Source organism: Pyxidicoccus sp. M15 (assembly GCF_056858435.1).
The window spans coordinates 7505299-7523960 of sequence record NZ_CM166495.1 but is presented as its reverse complement, the minus strand read 5'-3'; the positions used below and the strand labels follow the sequence as shown (position 1 = coordinate 7523960).

The 18662-nt window shown below is 70.2% G+C and carries 17 protein-coding genes; 7 read left to right on the top strand and 10 right to left on the bottom strand.

The features are described 5' to 3' along the window. Positions 1-95: 95 nt before the first annotated feature. Positions 96-1172 (bottom strand): aquaporin, encoded by a 1077-nt coding sequence (locus ACX9TP_RS27840; RefSeq protein ID WP_482973656.1) that lies wholly within the window; start codon positions 1170-1172, stop codon positions 96-98. Positions 1173-1381: 209 nt separating this feature from the next. Between ACX9TP_RS27840 and ACX9TP_RS27835 the strand changes: the two genes are divergently transcribed. Continuing rightward, a complete protein-coding gene (locus tag ACX9TP_RS27835) occupies positions 1382-1603 on the top strand; it encodes a DUF3185 family protein (protein WP_482973655.1) in 222 nt (73 codons plus the stop codon). A 58-nt stretch (positions 1604-1661) separates the two neighbouring features. On the opposite strand, the gene fghA is transcribed toward ACX9TP_RS27835, so the two are convergent. The 3 genes from fghA to ACX9TP_RS27820 all read right to left on the bottom strand — a co-directional run bounded on the left by fghA (position 1662) and on the right by ACX9TP_RS27820 (position 4629). After that, positions 1662-2513, bottom strand: coding sequence for an S-formylglutathione hydrolase (gene fghA / locus ACX9TP_RS27830; RefSeq protein ID WP_482973654.1), 852 nt, complete (start codon positions 2511-2513; stop codon positions 1662-1664). Next, on the bottom strand, positions 2510-3622 hold the full coding sequence (locus ACX9TP_RS27825) for an S-(hydroxymethyl)glutathione dehydrogenase/class III alcohol dehydrogenase (RefSeq protein ID WP_410465284.1): 1113 nt from the start codon (positions 3620-3622) through the stop codon (positions 2510-2512). Before ACX9TP_RS27825 ends, fghA begins: the two co-directional genes overlap by 4 nt. 191 nt (positions 3623-3813) lie before the next feature. After that, positions 3814-4629, bottom strand: a complete 816-nt coding sequence (locus ACX9TP_RS27820; RefSeq protein ID WP_482973653.1) for a tetratricopeptide repeat protein — start codon at positions 4627-4629, stop codon at positions 3814-3816. 291 nt (positions 4630-4920) lie between these two features. Here ACX9TP_RS27820 and ACX9TP_RS27815 point away from each other — a divergent pair, with 291 nt between their 5' ends. Continuing rightward, positions 4921-6474 (top strand): alkaline phosphatase D family protein, encoded by a 1554-nt coding sequence (locus tag ACX9TP_RS27815; RefSeq protein ID WP_482973652.1) that lies wholly within the window; start codon positions 4921-4923, stop codon positions 6472-6474. Continuing rightward, positions 6471-6911, top strand: coding sequence for a hypothetical protein (locus ACX9TP_RS27810; RefSeq protein ID WP_482973651.1), 441 nt, complete (start codon positions 6471-6473; stop codon positions 6909-6911). Before ACX9TP_RS27815 ends, ACX9TP_RS27810 begins: the two co-directional genes overlap by 4 nt. 10 nt (positions 6912-6921) lie before the next feature. On the opposite strand, the gene ACX9TP_RS27805 is transcribed toward ACX9TP_RS27810, so the two are convergent. Then, positions 6922-8151, bottom strand: coding sequence for a metallophosphoesterase (locus tag ACX9TP_RS27805; protein WP_482973650.1), 1230 nt, complete (start codon positions 8149-8151; stop codon positions 6922-6924). Between the two features lie 159 nt (positions 8152-8310). Between ACX9TP_RS27805 and ACX9TP_RS27800 the strand changes: the two genes are divergently transcribed. Beyond that, positions 8311-9081, top strand: a complete 771-nt coding sequence (locus ACX9TP_RS27800) for an SDR family oxidoreductase (RefSeq protein ID WP_482973649.1) — start codon at positions 8311-8313, stop codon at positions 9079-9081. A gap of 56 nt (positions 9082-9137) precedes the next feature. Here ACX9TP_RS27800 and ACX9TP_RS27795 read toward each other — a convergent pair whose 3' ends face one another. Both ACX9TP_RS27795 and ACX9TP_RS27790 read right to left on the bottom strand, forming a co-directional pair. Beyond that, positions 9138-9752 (bottom strand): cell wall protein, encoded by a 615-nt coding sequence (locus ACX9TP_RS27795; RefSeq protein ID WP_482973648.1) that lies wholly within the window; start codon positions 9750-9752, stop codon positions 9138-9140. A 255-nt stretch (positions 9753-10007) separates the two neighbouring features. After that, a complete protein-coding gene (locus ACX9TP_RS27790; protein WP_482973647.1) occupies positions 10008-10763 on the bottom strand; it encodes a class I SAM-dependent methyltransferase in 756 nt (251 codons plus the stop codon). Positions 10764-10928: 165 nt separating this feature from the next. Between ACX9TP_RS27790 and ACX9TP_RS27785 the strand changes: the two genes are divergently transcribed. Continuing rightward, positions 10929-12647 (top strand): B12-binding domain-containing radical SAM protein, encoded by a 1719-nt coding sequence (locus tag ACX9TP_RS27785; RefSeq protein ID WP_482973646.1) that lies wholly within the window; start codon positions 10929-10931, stop codon positions 12645-12647. Positions 12648-12832: 185 nt separating this feature from the next. Beyond that, positions 12833-14047 carry an esterase/lipase family protein gene (locus ACX9TP_RS27780; RefSeq protein ID WP_482973645.1) on the top strand — a complete coding sequence of 405 codons (1215 nt, stop codon included), beginning with the start codon at positions 12833-12835 and terminating at the stop codon, positions 14045-14047. Between the two features lie 22 nt (positions 14048-14069). Here ACX9TP_RS27780 and ACX9TP_RS27775 read toward each other — a convergent pair whose 3' ends face one another. After that, positions 14070-15674: a hypothetical protein gene (locus ACX9TP_RS27775; RefSeq protein ID WP_482973644.1), complete on the bottom strand. Its 1605-nt coding sequence runs from the start codon at positions 15672-15674 to the stop codon at positions 14070-14072. A 9-nt stretch (positions 15675-15683) separates the two neighbouring features. After that, positions 15684-16028 (bottom strand): hypothetical protein, encoded by a 345-nt coding sequence (locus tag ACX9TP_RS27770; RefSeq protein ID WP_482973643.1) that lies wholly within the window; start codon positions 16026-16028, stop codon positions 15684-15686. A gap of 172 nt (positions 16029-16200) precedes the next feature. On the opposite strand from ACX9TP_RS27770, the gene ACX9TP_RS27765 reads away from it, so the two are divergent. Next, positions 16201-16608 (top strand): hypothetical protein, encoded by a 408-nt coding sequence (locus ACX9TP_RS27765; RefSeq protein WP_482973642.1) that lies wholly within the window; start codon positions 16201-16203, stop codon positions 16606-16608. Positions 16609-16636: 28 nt separating this feature from the next. Here the strand turns inward: ACX9TP_RS27765 and ACX9TP_RS27760 are convergent, their stop codons facing one another. After that, positions 16637-18631, bottom strand: coding sequence for a sulfatase-like hydrolase/transferase (locus ACX9TP_RS27760; protein WP_482973641.1), 1995 nt, complete (start codon positions 18629-18631; stop codon positions 16637-16639). Between the last annotated feature and the right edge of the window lie 31 nt (positions 18632-18662).

Genomic DNA, 18662 nt, shown 5'->3' with positions numbered 1-18662 from the left:
GTCGCCGGGGCGCAAGCGGCGCTGAGCACCGCCGGCTTCATCCCTCCGTCATCAGGGGATGAAGCCGGTGAGCCGCGTCTGGCATGAGCGCGGGCTCAGGTGGTTTCGCGAGGGACTTCGTGGGCCGTGCCCCCGACGGAGTACAGCCTCCGCCAGCCGCGCTCGCGCAGCAGCCGCTGCATGGGCTCCCGCAGGGCCGCGCGGAGCTGTCGCTCCTCGTCCGGGGTGGTGCTCGCCTGCGAGGGCAGGTTCCAGCTCACGCCGTCGGACGCTCCCGTCGGCGGGGCTTCACCGGGAAGTACGAGCCGTACCACGAGGGGAGGCAGTCCACCCGGTACTGCCGTTTCGGGCGCATTGCCGACGATGGCCCGCGCGCGCTCGGGGGACGCGAGCTGGTTGAAGAGCGCCGCGGCCAGCTCGGCCACCCGAGGCTGCGAGCACTGGAAGATGAGGGTCCAGGTGCGCGCGGGCTTCGCGGTGGGCGCCTGCAGCCAGCGGAAGAGACACACCGCGAGCGCCGCGCCGAGCAGCTGGGCGGCGACGAACGCCTCGACGTCCATGGCATGCACGGCGCTGGCGCGGGTGCTGACCGCGCGGGCGAGGATGAGCGCCGGATTGGCCAGGGAGCGCGAGTCGGTGAACCACACGGTGGCGGCGACGTAGCCGGCCACGGCCAGCGGCATGGCGGACGGACGGCTCCGCACGCAGCCCCGGACCACCACCAGCAGACCGAAGGTGCAGACCACCTCCGTGAGGAACTGCGCCAGGCTGGCCGAGGGCAGGCGCGTGGCGATGAGCACCGGCTCGCCGCACATGACGTGCGCGACGAGGCGCCCCACCAGGCCGCCGCCGAGCTGGGCCAGCACGTACCGGGGCACGTCGCCCCACGGCGTCCCGTCCTCCAGCGCGTCGGCGAAGGTGAGGGCGGGGTTGAAGTGCGCCCCGGACAACGGCTGGAGCACCAGCGTGAGGCACGCCAGGACGGCTCCGGCCGCCAGCGACATGAAGAGCCGCCCGTCGGTGGCGCTTACGCCCAGGTGCTCGGCGCCGTGGTGGGCACCCTCCAGGGCCACCACCAGCAGCCCGCAGCCGAGCGCCTCGACCACCATGCGCCGGGGTCTGCTCAGGCGGCCGTCCGCGGGTGTCTCGGGGGATTGGGACGCAGCCGTCATCGCATGGCCCTCCGCCGCTCCGTGCAGGCCCTCGGGAGTCCGGCTCCGCCTCCGCACGCGGATCGCACACCCTAGGCATCACCCGCGCATGCGTCAAAGGCAGGCGGGGAGCCGGGTGCCCGTGGCTTCTCGGAGGCAACACCCTCGCTGGGCCCCGCGGCCGGACGGGCGCGGGTATGCTCCCCGCAGGAATCGCAAGGAGGCAGCACGTGGGAGTCGTCCGGCTCGTGGGAGTGATGCTCGCCGTCGCGGGGGGCGTGTTGCTGTGGACGGGGCTGCGCGCGCGGGACTCGCTCTCCGAGCGCGTCACCGAGGCCTTCACCGGCCGCAACACCGAGAGCACCACGCTGTACCTCGCGGGCGGCGGCGCGGCGCTGGCCGGGGGTGTCCTGCTGCTGCTCTTCGGGGGCGGTGGCCGCCGCCGGCGGTAGACGCGCGCCGGGCCTTGCACCAGGGCCGCCGGCCTCCAGCTCCGGCGGCCCCGCCGCGCTACGCGTTCAGCGCCGCCGCGTGGTGGCGGACGTGGTCCTCCATGAACGTGGAGACGAAGTAGTAGCCGTGGTCGTACCCCTCGTGGATGCGCAGGTCGAGGGGCTGGCCCACGGCCTCGCAGGCCTCGCGCAAGAGCTCCGGCTTGAGCTGCTCCTGGAGGAACTTGTCGCCCGTCCCCTGGTCCACGAGCAGCGGTGGCAGCCTCGCCTTCGAGGCCCGCAGCAGCTCCGTGGCGTCGTACTCGCGCCACGCGGCGGTGTCCTCGCCCAGGTAGCCGCGGAACGCCTTCTGCCCCCAGGGCACGCGCATGGGCGCGGAGATGGGCGCGAAGGCGGACACGGAGCGGTAGCGCCCGGGCTGGCGCAGCGCGCACACCAGCGCGCCGTGCCCGCCCATGGAGTGGCCGAAGATGCCCTCGCGGTCCGCGCGGGCGGGGAAGTGCGCGGCGATGAGCGCCGGCAGTTCCTTCGTCACGTACGTGCCCATGCGGTAGCGCGCGGACCACGGCGCCTGCGTGGCATCCAGGTAGAAGCCCGCGCCCACGCCGAAGTCCCAGGACGCATCCTCACCGGGGTAGCCCGCGCCGCGCGGGCTGGTGTCCGGGGCCACCAGCATGATTCCCAGTTCCGCCGCCACGCGCTGCGCGCCGCCCTTGATGAGGAACGTGTCCTCCGTGCAGGTGAGGCCCGCCAGGTAGTAGAGCACCGGCACCTTCCGCTCCCGGGCCTGCGGCGGGACGAAGACGCCGAAGCGCATGTCGCCCCCGCACGCCTCGGACGCGTGGCGGTAGAAGCCGACGGTGCCTCCGAAGCAGCGGTGCTCGGAGAGGAGGGTGGGGGCCGCCGTCATGAGTACTTCACCACGCTGCGGATGGACTCGCCCCGGTGCATCAGGTCGAAGCCCTTGTTGATGTCCTCCAGCGCCAGCGTGTGCGTAATCAGGTCGTCGACGTTGATCTTCCCCTCCATGTACCAGTCGACAATCTTCGGCACGTCCGTGCGGCCGCGCGCGCCGCCGAAGGCGCTGCCCTTCCACACGCGCCCGGTGACGAGCTGGAACGGCCGCGTCTTGATTTCCTGCCCCGCGCCGGCCACGCCGATGATGATGCTCTCGCCCCAGCCCCGGTGGCAGCACTCCAGCGCCTGGCGCATGGTGTTCACGTTGCCGATGCACTCGAAGCTGTAGTCCGCGCCGCCGCCGGTGAGGTTGACGAGGTACGGCACCAGGTCGCCCTCCACCTCCTTCGGGTTGACGAAGTGGGTGAGGCCGAACTTCTCCGCCATGGCCTTGCGCGCGGGGTTGATGTCCACGCCGACGATCTGGTCCGCGCCCACCATGCGCGCCGCCTGCACCACGTTGAGGCCGATACCGCCCAGGCCGAACACCACCACCTTCGCGCCCGCCTCCACCTTCGCCGTGTACACGACGGCGCCGATGCCCGTCGTCACGCCGCAGCCGATGTAGCAGACCTTGTCGAACGGGGCGTCCTCGCGAATCTTCGCGACGGCAATCTCCGGCAGCACCGTGTACTGCGCGAAGGTGGACGTGCCCATGTAGTGGTGCACCGGCTCGCGGCCGAGGCGGAAGCGGCTGGTGCCGTCCGGCATCAGCCCCCGGCCCTGCGTGGCGCGGATGGCCGTGCACAGGTTCGTCTTGCGCGACAGGCACGACTTACACTGGCGGCACTCGGGCGTGTACAGCGGGATGACGTGGTCGCCCTTCTTCACCGACGTCACGCCCGGGCCCACGTCCACGATGATGCCCGCGCCCTCGTGGCCGAGGATGGCGGGGAACAGCCCCTCCGGGTCGCTCCCCGACAGGGTGAACTCATCCGTGTGGCAGATGCCGGTGGCCTTCAACTCCACGAGCACCTCGCCCGCCCTGGGCCCTTCCAGGTGCACCGTCTCGATGCTCAGGGGCTTGCCCGCCTCGAGCGCCACCGCTGCGCGGATGTCCATACGCCACTCTCCCAGTCTGGATGTTGAGGCTCAAAGCGTACGGCCGGGCCCGGGGAGGGGGACAGGAAGATTTCTGCAAGGCGCGATGAGTGGACATTCGCGGCCTGGGCGCACGCGTGCGCAGAAATGCGAAGGGCCCGGCACCGGCTCGCGGTCCCAGGCCCTCGCATGTGTCACAGGTGGCGTGACGGCTACGGCGTGTTCTTCGCCTGCGCGGGGGCGGGCTGCGCGGCGCCAGCGGCCTTGGCGGCCTTCGTGGCCTCGCTGAACTTCTTGGTCATCTCCGCGAACTGCACCTGGAACTCGTCCATGCGCTTCTGGTGCTCCTCGGCGCGGGCGTTGGCCTCCGCGACGATGGTCTTGTCCTTGGCATTCTCCGCGGCCTCGGACAGCGCCATCTCCTTCTGCTGCCGCTCGTACTCCATGAGGCGGCCCATCACCACGCGCTTGTTGAGGTACGTGTTGGCGGAGTTGGCGTTGATGGCAATGACCTGGTCGTAATAGTTGAGCGACTTCTCCAGGTCCGCCTTGACGATGGGCGCCGACATGGAGCGGGCGCCGCCGCGCTGCGCGTAGATCTCCGCGATCCACCCGAGGGACGCCTCGTCCTTCGGCTCGAGCTTCAGCGCCTCGTTGAAGTACTTCTCGGCGTCATCGGTGGTGCCCGCCGTCATGTGCATGCTGGCGAGCGTCCGGAGGACCTCGGCCTTCTCGGCCGGCGTGGCCTTCATGTCCATGATCTTCATGACGGCCTGGGAGGCCTCGGCCATCTGGCCGACCTGCATGTGCGCGTAGGCCTTCTTCTCCCAGACCTTCTCCTGCTTGGGGTCGGCCTCGAGCGACAGGGCGTACTCGGCCGCCGCCTCCTTGAACTCCTTCTTGCTCAGGTGGTCGGTGCCCTTGATGCGGTGCGCCTTCGCGGCCTCCTCTTTCTCGTCCTTACAGCCGAAGGGGCCACCCAGGGCGAGAACTCCGAGTACCAGACCGACCTTTCCCAGACGCTTCATGTGCATGCCTTTCGAGCGGGGCCTGGGTGCTTCGACCCGGCCCGGTCCTGAACTGCCAATGGAGAGCTTTCCGCGGACCCGCCCTCACGGGTCCTGATGGGACTGGGAGCATACCCGAAGTCGCTCGACTGCCGCCTCCAGCCTTGCGACGCCTGCCTCCCTGGTCTCCGGGCCGCGCTCCGCTCCGGTGGCGGATTTTCTGCCCCATCTGGACGGCAGAGCGACTCCGGGTATGGGCGCTGGCGCGACTCGCGACTAGCCTGCGCGCTCCCGCGATTGGAGGCCCGCGCAATGCCCGTCCTTCCCCGCCGCACCGTGCTCCAGGGGCTGGTGCTCACAGCCGCCGGCTGTGCCGCGCCGTCCTCGCTGCGCCGCACCGTCGCCCCGCGTCCCGCGCCCACGCTGCCGCTGGGGGCCCAGCTCGGCGACGTGCGGGCCGGCGCCGTCACCGTGTGGGGCAAGGCGGACCGGGTCGCTCGACTGGTGGTGGAGTGGAGCGAGGACCCCCGGCTCCAGAAGGGCGTGCACCGCGTGGAGGGGCCGGTGCTGAGCGGCGTCTCGGACTTCACCGGCGTGGTGGACCTCACCGGGCTGCCGGCCGGGCGCGAGGTGCACGTGCGGGTGCTGGCGGACGACGGTGGCCGCGCGGGCGAGGCGTGGCAGGGGCGCCTCCTCACGGCGCCGGACGGCCCCCGCGACCTCCACTTCACGTGGAGCGCGGACGTGTGCGGGCAGGGCTGGGGCATCAACCCCGAGTGGGGCGGGTACAAGGGCTATGGCGCCATGCGCGCGCTCCGTCCCGACTTCTTCCTGCACGTGGGGGACGCCATCTACGCGGACAACCCGCTGCTGCCCGAGGTGCCGCTCGCGGACGGCCGCGTATGGCGCAACCGGGTGACGCCCGCGAAGGCGAAGGTGGCCGAGACGCTGGAGGAGTTCCGCGGCAACTTCGCCTACAACTTCCTGGATGAGGAGCTGCGCGCCTTCGCCCGCGAGGTGCCCATGGCCTTCCAATGGGACGACCACGAGGTGCGCAACAACTGGTACCCGGGCCGGAGCCTCGCGGATGACGCGCGCTACACGCGGGTGTCGGACGCGGGCGTGCTGGCAACGCGGGCCCGGCAGGCCTTCTTCGAGTACTCGCCGGTGGGCGGCGCCGCGCGGGCCGAGGGCCGCATCCACCGGCAGCTCGCGTACGGGCCGCACCTGGACGTGTTCATCCCCGACGTGCGCTCCTTCCGCGGGCCCAACACCGTCAACCGCCAGGAGCGCCCCGGCGCGGAGACGTCCTTCCTGGGCCGCGCGCAGCTGGACGGGCTGAAGGCGGCGCTGGCCGCATCCACCGCGACGTGGAAGGTGATTGCCACCAGCATGCCGCTGGGGCTCATCATCGCCGACGGCAAGCACGCGGACGGGCACCACATGGAGGCGTGGGCCAACGGCCCGGGAGCCCCGCTGGGCCGCGAGCTGGAGCTGGCCGAGCTGCTGTCCTTCATCAAGGCCCGGAAGGTGCGCAACGTGCTCTTCCTCACCGCGGACGTGCACTACCCGGCCGCGCACCACTACCACCCGGACCGCGCGCGCTTCCGCGACTTCGACCCCTTCTGGGAGTTCGTCGCGGGGCCGCTGCACGCGGGCACCTTCGGCCCCAACATGCTCGACGACACCTTTGGCCCCGAGGTCCGCTGGCAGCGCCCCGTCACCGGCGACAACCCGGCACCCTGGGACGGACAGCAGTACTTCGGCAGCGTCCGCATCCTCGGGAAGAGCGGAGCACTCACCGTGGCCCTCCACGACCTCACGGGCGCGGTGCTGCATCAGGTGGAGCTGGAGCCTATGTCATGAGCACGGTTGCACTCCTGGCCGCGACGGCGGCCCTGGCGGGTGGGCTTGGAGCGTGGTGGCTGCGTGCCCGGGCGAAGGGCTCGGACCCGGCCCGCTGCGAGCGCTGTGGGAAGGAGCGCGTCCTGCTCGACGAGGAGTCGGAGGACGTGCACCTCGACGAGGGCCAGCGGCACGAGGAGCGGCTCGGCACGGCGGACTATCACGTCTGGTGGTGTGAGGCGTGCGAGCGGGGCGCGGTGGTGCGCCAGGCGCTGGTGGCCACCCGGCGCCGGGTGGCCTGCGAGAAGTGCGGGCATGACGCGGCCCAGGAAGTCATCAGGACGGTGAATCCCGCCACGCCGGCGCAGGGCGGCGAGTTCCAGATTCGCCTCTCGTGCGACGGCTGCGGACACAAGCAGCAGTTCTGGCGCTACACGCCCCGCCTGCGCGCGTCCTGAGGGCGGGGGCTCACGCCGTCAGCACGAGCTTGACGATTTCGGGGGGACTGCCGACGCGCATCGGCGGGCCCCAGAAGCCGCAGCCCCGGCTGACGTAGATGTGCGAGTCGCCGTGCGGGTAGAGCCCCGCGGCGTGCTCCCAGGCGAGCCCGATGAAGAACGTCATCGGCACGAGCTGCCCGCCATGCGTGTGGCCTGATATCTGGAGGTCCATGCCGCGCTCGGCGGCGACGGTGAAGTTCGCCGGCTGGTGCGCGAGCAGCACCGCGGCGCGGTCCGGGTCCCTCCCGTCCAGCGCCCGGTCCAGGTCGTAGCCCGGCTTGTTCCGCCGCCGCCCGCCGCTCCAGTCATCCACGCCCACCAGGTCCAGCGAGGCCCCCGCGTCGCCGATGCGCACGTGGCGATTGCGGAGCACCTGGATGCCGAGGCCCTGGAGGAACTCCGTCCACGCGTCGTCACCCGAGTAGTAGTCGTGGTTGCCGGTGACGAAGAAGCTGCCGTAGCGCGACTTCAACCCCGAGAGCGCGGAGACGGCTCCGCCCAGGGTGGGCACGTCGCCGTCCACCAGGTCCCCGGTGATGGCGAAGAGGTCCGGCCGGAGCGCGTTGGCCTGCTGGACGAGCGCGTCCATGTACCGACGCCGGATGAAGGGGCCCACGTGGATGTCGGTGAGCTGGACGATGGTGAGCCCGTCCAGCGCCCGGGGCAGCTTCGGAATCTTCACCGCGAGCTCGGTGACGAGCGGCGGGGAGAAGGCCCGCCAGCTCCCGTACGCCGCCATGCCTCCGCCCGCGACGAATGCGCCGCCCGCCAGGGTCCGCGCGAGGAAGCGGCGCCGGTGCTCATCCACCTCTGGAGCGGGAGGGGGCGCCTGCTCCGGGCCCACCGTGCCGGCCGTCGCCGTGGGGGCCAGGGCCTTCCAGCCCTGGAGCCGCCGAGCCACCGCGAGCAGCCCCCGGCCCAGGTCCAGCACGAGGAGCGCGATGACGAGACAGAGGGCCACGCCCATCCACGAGTACGTCGCCACGGTGACGAGGTCGGCGAGGTGCTCCGGCACGGCGTCCAGGAAGGTGCGCCGGGCCATCAGCACGAGCGTCAGGAGGCCGAGCACGGCCAGGGCCAGGAGCCTCGGCAGGCGGCCGTGCACGAGCTGCCGCACGAGACGCCGGTACAGGTACAGGTGGCCCAGCACGGCGCCGAGCCCGATGAGCAGGGAGAAGGAGAAGATCCGGAACGGCATTCGGTGGAACCCGCGGGGAAACGAGAGCGGAAGGTACCACGGGCGGGAGGGCCCGCTGGCGCCCGGGGGGGCATGCGGCGTGTCGATGTTTCCTGGCACGCCCGCTCGCGCGGCTACATTGCAGGCGGCGGAGCCGGGCGGGCTCCTCCAGGAGAGGCCATGGACAAGGTCATCGTCATCACGGGAGCGAGTGCGGGCATCGGCGCGGAGCTGGCGCGGCAGCTGGGCGCGAAGGGCGCGAAGCTGGTGCTGGCCGCGCGCAGGAAGCCGGAGCTGGAGGCCGCCGCGGCCCGCGCGGGCAGCGAGGCCCTCGCCGTGGTCACCGATGCCACGCGGCGCGCGGACATGGAGCGGCTGCGGGACGCGGCGCTGGAGCGCTTCGGGCGCATCGACGTCTGGGTGAACAACGCGGGGCGCGGCATCACCCGCTCGGTGCTGGAGCTGACCGACGACGACATGGACTCCATGTGGCGCGACAACGTGAAGAGCGCGCTCTACGGGATGCAGGTGGTGCTGCCGCACTTCCAGTCACGCAACGCGGGGCAGATCGTCAACGTCTCCAGCGGGCTGGCACGCCTTCCGCTCGCGTCCTTCCGGTCTGCGTACAGCGCGGCGAAGCACGGGCTCAACGGGCTCAGCGCATGCCTGCGAATGGAGCTGCTCCAGACACACCCGGGCATCATGGTGACGGTGGTGATGCCCGGCATCGTCGCCACCGGGTTCGGCACCAACGCGCTGGGCGGAGGGCCCGACTCGCGCGTGCTGCCCGGAGCCCAGAGCGTCGAGGACGCCACGAAGGTCATCGTCGACGTCATCGAGACGCCGCGCCCGGAGGTCTACACGCAGCCGAACATGCAGGCGGAGGTGGAGCGCTACTACCACGACGTCGGCGCGTTCGAGGCGCAGGCCGCCGCGCGCTTCCGTCGTTGAGGGGCGGTGGCCAGGACGGAGCTCGGGTGGCCTCCGTCCCGCGGCCGCTGGCTGCGTCAGTGCGGCGACTTCCTCGCCTTGAACTCACTGGCCCAGCGTCCCACCGTGGACAGCACCTGGTCCTGCTCGGTCAACGGCAGGGTCCCCTGGGCACTCGGGCTCGAGCTGACGCCCTTCCGGGTGGGGATGACGGCCTCCGCCTTTCCCTTCTTGCGGACGAACATCCGGGGCTCGGCCACCGGACGCGCGGCCTCGGTGGCGGTCTCGGCGACGGCCTCTTCCCGCTTTCGCTCTCCGCGGCGCTTCCGGGGCGGGATGACGTCCGGGACGCTGTGCGGAGCGGCGTTCTCCACCCACTCGGCGTGGAGGCGCTGGGAAGCAATCATCTGGCGCCGGCGCTGGGCGTGAATCACGCAGTAGCCCAGGCTTCCACGTGGAAGCTTGCAGTTGATGACCGCACAGGCCGGTGGCGGCGGCGCGAGGGGCTCGGCGACCGGCTCCGTGACGCGCACGGGTACAGGCGTGCGCGGGAGCCCGCCGGCCAGTCTGTCCGCGATGCGGAGCAGGATGGTCGCCAGCTCGGAGACCGGTTCCGCGAGCTCATCGCGGAAGACGGCCCGCAGGGCACTCTCGAAGGGAACCGGGCCGGAGCTGGCCGCCTTCGAGGGCACACGGGGCTTGGATGGACGTGAAGGTTGCGAGGTACGGGGATGAGGGACTCGAGCTCTGGCTTTGGGCATGTGAAGCTTTGGCCGTCTGCACGCCGCACGTGGAAGAGGGAGGGGCGGGGACGGGGTGACCAGCCCTCCGAGGCGTCAGGGCCAACCCTGGCTGATGTGCCCGGAGAGGGCAAGGACAGAGGGAATGGAGCGTTCTGAATACTGCGGAGGGGCCGGTTCCAGGGGAGGGAACCCGCCTGTCCGGGGCTACGGCTTGGGGATGATGATCAAATCCTCATCCTGCTCCAGGCGGTACAGCCCGTCAGGGCCCCGGCAGCGCTCGGCGTGGACGCGAATCTTCTCCTCGAGCCCGCGCACCTCGTCCTCGCTCAGCGCCGCGAGCCGCGCCGCCGTGAAACAGCCTTCCAGCACGAAGAAGCGGCAGAGCGTGTACATCTCCTCGAAGGTCTTCGTGAAGAAGCCGCTCATGGTGGGAATCACCTCGTGCGGCAGCCCCATCTGCTTCACCGTGTCGACCAGGTGCTCACCGAAGAGCAGCGTGTCCGAGAAGTCGCGACACAGCTCGTAGGTCTGCCCCCGGGCGGCGGTCATGGCAATCAGGCAGTAGCCGCCGGGACGCACGAACGTGAGCAGCCTGTCGATGAACCCTCCCCAGTCGGAGAGGGGCACGTGGTACAGGACGTGCGAGCACACGACGAGCTCGTATTGCTCGGACGACTGGTAGCGCTCCAGGGGCTCCAGGAGGACCTTCGCCTTGCCGTGGTTGAACCCGGCAATCTGGTCCCGGTTGGGCTCGAGCAGCGTGAGCAGCTCGAAGTGCGGCGCGAGCCTTTCGGCCACCTTGCCCGACCCCGCGCCCACGTCCAGCAGCGCGGGTTGCTTCGGCAGCCGGGGGAGGATTCGTTGTTCGACGACCTGCCCGATGTTCTCGGGGTGCCGGGCGGTGGCCGCGAGCACGCGGAACGCCGTGGCATAGTCCTGCGGCGACATCGTGATTCCCATACCGAGCTCCTTCTCCTGTCGGGACCGACGTAGCGGTCCCCGGCCGTGCATGCTACCCGTAAGCCGCACGGTTGCCCGGGCGGTCGGGTGCCAACCATTCCGCGCCGGTAACCCCTCGGATGTTCTACTCTGACTTTTTTCTCGGAAAGGTCGGGTGCTCGTTTCATGGGTGGTGGTCGCGTCCTCTCGCCAGTCCTCCTCGTCGGCGCCGGAACGGGCGAGGCCACGTGCGGCATCCTCTACCTCGCGAGCTACCTGCGGCGCGGCGGTATCGAGGCCTTCGTGCGGCTGTGGGACGGGGACGAGACCGAAGCCGAGGTGGTGCGCTCGTTCGAGAGCCTCGTCACCCGCGTGCGTCCGAAGCTGATCGGCATCAGCCTCAAGTGGTTCCACCACGTGGACCGCGCGCTGCTCATCGCGCGGACCGTGCGCAAGCTCGACCCGCAGATTCGCATCGTCGTGGGAGGCAACTCCGCCTCGTACTGGTGGCGGGAGCTGCACGCCTACGACTGCATCGACGACGTCGTGCTGGGCGACGGCGAGGTGCCGCTGCTGGCCATCTGCCGGGGTGACTCCGCTCCGCCCAACTGTGTGACGCGGACGCCCGACGGGCGGCCGCGCAGGTTGCCGCTGGCCTACGTGCAGGGCGCGAAGAACACCGAGGACATCTACTACTCGCACTTCAACGAGCTCTTCCTGAGCCAGATGGACCAGCACTCCTTCTCGGGCTGGGTGGCGCCCGGCAAGGGGTGCGGCGAGAACTGCCTCTACTGCGGCGGAGCGCGCGGCAATCAGAAGGCCGCCTTCGGGCGCGCGAAGCCGTTCCTGCGGTCCGAGGAGAGCGTGCGCCGGGACCACCAGGAGATCGCCGACCGGACCTGGCAGATGCGCTACGACTTCGCCGGAAGCACGGCGGAGTTCCTGGGGAGCACCTGGGCGGGCGTGGACCTCTCGCGCCACTGCTGCACGTACTTCCTGTGGGGCGTGCCCAAGCTGGAGCTCGTCGCCGAGCTGGCCAAGACCTTCCAGCGCATCCACATGGTCATCGACATCGGCTGCTTCTCCGAGCAGCAGCGCCTGGAGCAGATGGGCCGCGGGCTGCTCAAGCCGTGTGCGAAGGACCGGGAGCTGCTCGACGTCATCGAGGCGTGCCGCCGCCATCCGAACCTGGACGTGGAAATCTCCGGCATCGGAGGCCTTCCCTTCGCGAGCAAGGCCACGCTCGCGGAGGAGCTGCGGCTCGTGGAGCGAGTCATCAGCCTCGACTGTGTGGTGGGCTATCAGCGGCTCGAATCACAGCCCGGGGCGCTGGTCACCGAGCACCCCGCGCGGTTCGACATGGTGAGCGAGGCGAGGACGTTCACGGAGTTCCTCGACTACTTCGAGCGGCGCGAGCCGGGCGACGTGTCGGTGCCGATGATTCGTTTCAAGGACGCGGCGCTGGAGGCGGCGGTGCAGCGCAACTCCGACCGCGTGGATGCCCTGGCGTGGGAGCACCGGGCCACGAGGCGGAGCATCGACGTCGACGGCCGCACGCGGCTGCGGAACACGGCTCCCTGGACGCAGCGCTTCGCACTGGGGGACTGGTTGGGCAACCACCGGGCGCCTGCGAAGGTGGCGCAGGAGCAGGTGACCGTCGTTCGCTCGGTGGATGGAATCACCTTGAGCTGTGCTCCGTCGGTCAGCCCGCGCAGGTTCTCGGACCCGACGCTCGTGCAGGGCGAGGACGGTGCCATCCTCCTCGCGGCCCTGGCCACCTTCGAGCGCCCCACGACCGTCGCCAGCGCGGTGTCGCAGCTGGGTGCGAAGGCGAGGCTCGACCCGGGCTCCGCGCGCGAGGTCATCGACCACCTGATGGAAGGGCGCTTCCTCCAGCCCGCGTAGCGCGGAGGACCGGCCGAGCTGACGACGGCTCCTCCACGCTCGACGTGCGAGCCACATCGAGCGCGTGCCCCTGAAGCAGGAGCGGGGCCCTTCGAGGAACGCGTCCGCCCCTCGCCCGCCTCTCGATGTGCTCACAAATCCGCGGCGCGATTCCAACCTGGGCCAGGGGGATGGAGGGCCCCGCCATGCAAAATCACATCATTCTCGTGCCCGGCTTCGGTGGATTCGATGCGCTGGGCTCGCTTCGTTACTACCACGGCGTCACGAAGGTGCTGGAGTCCTGCGGGTACACGGGGCTCGTGCACTACTTCTCCAACATGCCCACGGCCAGCGTCCTGACCCGCGCCCAGGCGCTCCGGAAGTGGCTGGCCATGATGCGGGTCCGTCGGACCATCAGGCCTGATGACGACATCCACCTGATCGGCCACTCGACAGGAGGACTGGACCTTCGTCAGCTGCTCATCAACTTCCGGCACGAGGCTTCGGCGAGGAGGGGCGAGGGGACGCACCCCATCATCAAGCAGATCAAGAGCGTGCAGTTCCTCTCGACGCCCCACCGGGGGACGGCGCTCGCGCACAACCTGGCGGGGAAGGGTCTCCAGATCTTCGCCTCCCGGCTCATCCTGCGCGTGCTGTACGAAGGCGCGCACGGGCTGCGGGGCGCGGGACTGTGGGGCCTCGGCAGTGGACTCAAGTGCCTGTCCCGCGCCCGGAAGACGTCGAACTGGCTCGATGCCACCATGGATACCCTGGTGGGTTGCCATTCCTGGTCCGGAGGCCTCGAGTCCGCCGAGGCGCGAGGCACGTACTCCGAATTGCTCCGCTGGCTGCTCCATATGGCGAGTGACTTCTCCGTCATCACCGACCTGGACCCCACTCCGTACCACTGCCTGTGCAAGAGCCCGGTGCATGCGAGCGACGACGCGGTCAAGGAGGAGCTCGCCTTCATCCAGGACCGCGGAATCAGGGTTCGCTCCATCGTGACCCGTGCGAGCCCGGACCCCACGGCCAGGTGGACCTTGTTCAAGACACTCCACGGACTGACGGCCCAGCATCCTCCCAAGCCCCTTCAGCAGACGCGCAGCATCCGGATGCTCTGGGACGACGGTGAACCGCACGCGCTGGGTCCGAGCGACAATGATGGGCTGGTCAACAGCGTCTCCCAGGTCTGGCCGGATGAGTCCCGCAGCTACCTGCTCCCGGGGGACCATGCGGACGTCATCGGGCACTTCGGCCCGTCGACCTCAGGCAACGCGGGTGAGCCCGAGGCGTTCCGCCAGTACGACCTGCTGAACGCGCCCTCGGGGTTCGATGCCCGGCGGTTCGCGAACCTGTGGAACAACATCGCCGCGTTCGCGGTCCCCAAGGAGGTCAAGTCGCCGCTCCTCGCCCTGGGGTGATTCGAAATGCGGGCACTGGGCCTCACGCCAGCGCCGCGAGCGCGAGGACCTGGTCGCGCAGCCTCGGGCCTTCCCGGACGAGCTGGGCGATGAGGAAAATCCAGCCGATGAGCCCCTTGGCCGCATCGGCCACCAGCCCTATCACCAGGGACAGCACGGACGCGGCGAGCTGGAGCGCGAGCCCCACGCGCTCCAGCCGCTTCAGCATCCCCCTCGCGGCGTCGAAGCCGCCGTCGCCCAGCACCAGCAGGTCCGCGTCGCCGTCCGGCCGGATGCGGCAGGCCACGAGGGCATCCGGCGTGCTCTCGCGCAGCTCGCCCTTCAGGTAGAGGCCGACGCCATCCACGAAGACGGTGGTCGCCTTGCGGATGAGGGTCAGTACCTCGTTGGCCTTCTGGAAGAGCGCGCGGAAGACGTTCTTCACCAGCGTGACGGCGTAGTCGACGCCCCGCCGCAACAGGTCCACCAGTCCCTCGGCCAGCCGCTTCACCTGGCGCCCCAGCCACCGCGCGGCGCGGTGGAGCCCGTCCCAGAGGAAGAAACCGGAGTTGGGCACGTCACGCGTCCAGTAGTCCTGCAGCGCGGGCTCGTTGGCCTTCACGAAGGCGGCCAGCTCCTCGGGGGACACCTCGGGCTCGCGCTGCTGGCGTGAGAGCTCCTGGACGGTTTCGAGCCGCAGCCGGTCCGTGAGCTGGCGCAGCGCGCTCACGGACAGCGGCGTGGGCGCCACGTGCCGCCAGTGCACCTGGAGCGACTCCCGCATGGGCTTCTCCTTGACGGGCTCGCGGATGTCGCCAATGGGGTAGCCGTTGAGCCACAGCTCGGCGCGAACGAGCCGCAGCAGGTAGCGCTTCGTCGCGGGCCAGTCGGTCCGCTCGTTCAGCTCCAGGCCATTCTCTAGCGCATCCCTGACCGCATCCCCGCCCTCGGCCACCGCGTCCAGCTGCACGTCATGGTCGAACAGCAGCGCGATGAGCGCCCTGTTCCCGCTGAAGTCCTCGAGCCCCTTGTTCTGGAGGCTGGCCGTGTCCGCCAATCCCAGCATGGAGACGACGGCGCGGAAACGGGCGAGGGGAATGCTCGTGTACTGGTCCACCGTGCTGTCCACGGGCCTGTTGTCCCGCATCCCGAGCACCGTGAGCCGGAGCTGCACGGCGCGCGTCAGCACGGGGTTGAGCTTGCCCTCGGGAGACACCCAGCGGTCCACCTCGAAGGGCGGCTCCAGCGCGACGAGCTCCTGGAGCGCGTCCCAGGTGGGCGGGTCGATTCCCACGTTCCTGGGCAGCCCCGCCTCCTCCCGGAAGCGGTGCAGCGCCTTGAGGAGCTTCACGTCCATCTTCCCGCTGTCGAGGTCCCCCACGTCCGCATAGCCCAGGCTGTCCAGGCGGGTGCGCACCGCGCGGACGCGCAGCTCGTACTCCTCCTGGGCCTGCACCGGAGCGACGGACGGGGGCAGCGGGGACAGGCCCGCCGCGTCCTCGAGCCGGCGGAGGTTCTCCTCCAGCAGCGCGGCATCCTCCAGCCCGTCCGCGCCCACCTGGAGCTGGACGCCCTGCGTGGCGGCGGGCAGCTTCCGCGCCCCCGTGAACGCGAGCGTGAGTGTGTCCAGCTCCGGTGACGGAGGCATGGCGGCGGACTACTTCACCAGGTTCTTGATGGAGTCGGAGAAGAAGTCGGTGATGGCCTTGCGCGCCTGGAGGCTGCTGTTGATGGCCTGCTGGTGCAGCGCCAGCAGCTCGGCGATGCGCGGCAGGTCCTCGTTCGTCTGGAAGGTGTAGCTGTCCCCGTCGAAGTTGAGCTGGGTGGCCGCGACCAGCTTCACGTCGCCGTTGGCCTTCGCGCCCTTCTTCAGCCCATCCCAGTCGATGGCGCCCGCCGCGTTGATGGCGACGTCCACCTTGCCCGTATACGTGACGACCTCCAGCTTGCTGAGGTCATCCACCTGATTGCCGAGTTCCCGGATGGCGTCCTTGAGTCCCATGGTGTGCTCCCCCTCTTGAGGTGAACGCGGGCGCCGGAAGGGCGCCACATCCGGAAGTAGACGGGGAGCGGACCGGCGAGTCAAACGCCCCCGACACGTGCCCATGGGCACCTTGACGCGCTCGCGAGGACCTTTTCACGATGGAGGCCCATCGAACGAAAGAGGGAGTCCCATGACGAAGCGTCTTGCGAAGCTGCTGTCGGTGCTGTGCGCCCTGCTGCTGCCCACCCTGGCCTCGGCGGAGGAGGTCTGGGTGGCGGAGACCCAGGCGACCTCGAGCGGAGGGAGCTACTACTCGTACTACCTCACGGTGCGGGTGGGGGTCTGGCCCGTGGCGCCGGGCCACTCGGTGGGGATGGTGTACACGAATGACAACTGGCACACGACCCACCAGGTCGACCTGACGTGGCAGTACAACCAGTCCAACGCCTACGGCTCACAGGATGAGCTCTGGCGCACGCCCACCTTGTACGTGAGCGACAGCGCGCCGGTGGAGTACGCGGTGTACGTGGACGACGCGTACGGGAACCGGACGTGGAACAACAACAACGGTCAGAACTTCCGGTTCAGCCGGATGTGACTCGCCGAGGTCCACCCCGAAACGCCGCTCACCCGACGGCGCTCGTGAGCCTGCCGCGCGAAGTCCCGGGCCACGGAGCCAGCTTCTCCTGCTCGTAGCGCGCGAGCAGGGCGCCGAGCTCCACGGCCTTCTGGGAGACCTCGGTCTGGCGCGGAGGCGGCACCGTGGGCGCCAGCTCCGGGAAGGGGCCGTTGACGGCCAGCAGGTTGTGGGACTCCAGCGGGTCCGTCTGCAGGTCGTACAGCTCCCACTGGTCCGCCTCCACGCCGTGCGGGTCGAAGTAGCGCGCCAGCTTCCAGGTGCCGCTTCGCACGCAGCGGATGTGGTTCGGTTGGCGCACCGGTCCTGGCGCCAGCTCGGGAACCCGCTCTTTGCGCAGCACCTCCACGACCTTGCAGAAGAAGGCGTAGTTCTCCAGGTCCTGGACGGAGTGCGGGTCTCCATCCGGCGGCAGGGGCTCGGTGATTTCGTCGTCCGTGGCGAAGAGCACGCCCGCGCGCTCCGAGCCGTCGGGCTCGCGGACCACGCTGTCCTCGCCCTTCACCACCGGGGTCAGGTCGGTGCCCACGAAGGGAGGCACCACCCGCTGCAGGCGCAGCTGCTCGCGGGCCAGGTCCAGGTTCTTGCCCTGGACGCCCATGAGGCCCAGGAGCGTGGGCACGAGGTCCACGTGGCTGGTCAGCGCGTCGACCTGACGGGGCGCGAGGTCCGAATTGAGGGATGGGTGACGGAACACCACCGGCACGTGCAGCGCCTCCTGGTAGGCCGCGTGCCACTTCTCCATCATCATGCCGTGGGCGCCGCCGTACTCGCCGTGGTCCGACATGAAGACGACGAGGGTGTCCTCCTGCAGGCCCACCTGCTCCAGCGTTTCGAGCACGCGGGCGATGTGCCCATCCACGACCTGGTGCAGGTACGCGTAGTACTGCACGAAGGCGGCGACGGAGTCCTCCGGGTTCACCGTCAGCTGGAACGGGATGTTGGACGCGAGCGTGACGCCGAGCGCGACGGCCTCGGGATTCTCGGGCGTCTTGCCGGCCGCCACGAGTCCCCGTAGCGCGCCCATGCCCGTCTTCGCGGCGAGCCCGAGCCCGACCTTGTAGGAGTAGTCGAGCTGGCAGGACGGCTTGTCGGGCCCGAGCGCCATCGCGGCCCGAGGCGGAGGCCGGGCGCACGTCGCGTCCATGCCAGCGGGGTTGAGCGGGTAGCGGAAGGTGCCGCCCGCGGGTGTGGTGGACAGCGTGTGCTTCGCGGGGATGCGCAGCGGTCCCACCGGCGCGGCATCGGGGTCCAGGGTTCGCGGCAGTGCCGGGTAGGTGGCGATGTCGTGGGGATTGGCGAAGGACACCACCGCCATCCACGGCGCCTGCTCCGAGGGAGGGGAGGGTTGCAGGGGCGCCCGCTCGGTCGCGACGGCCTGGACCCTGTCGACACCGACGGCCAGGGCCTTGCGCCTCAGGAAGGTGCAGGCCAGGTCGGCGCAGCCGAAGTCCCGGTAGAAGGCCAGATTGTTGGGGCTGGAGCCGTGCGGCTCGGGGTAGCTGAGCTCCCAGTCCTCGAAGCCGTAGCGCGTGAGCGAGTGCTCCGGCGGGTTCGACACGTGCCACTTGCCGAAGTAGTGCGTGCGGTAGCCGGCGGCGCGGAACCAGTGGCCCAGCGTGGGGATGCCGTCGGGCCGCAGCCAGGGAAAGGCGGCGGCGTCGCCGCTCTTGAACAGGCCATCCGTCTGCGTGACGCCCGTCCGCGTGCCGTACTGCCCCGTCATGATGGCCGTGCGGCTGGGAATGCAGGCCGAGGAGGCGATGGTGTGGTTGCGCAGCACGACGCCGTGCCGCTGCAGCTTCACGAAGCCCGGGAACATCGACGCGTAGGGGTTGTCCTCGCGGAGGGGCTGGAAGCCGAGCAGCTCCTTGAGGGGCTCCGCGAAGCCTCCCTCCGGCCCGTAGGGGAAGCGGGGGAACCGCATCTGGTCGACCATGATGACCAGGAGGTTACGGGGCGGTGACGCGGGCTTATGACGCATGGGGACGGAGCCTCCAGGGCGGAGCACGGGT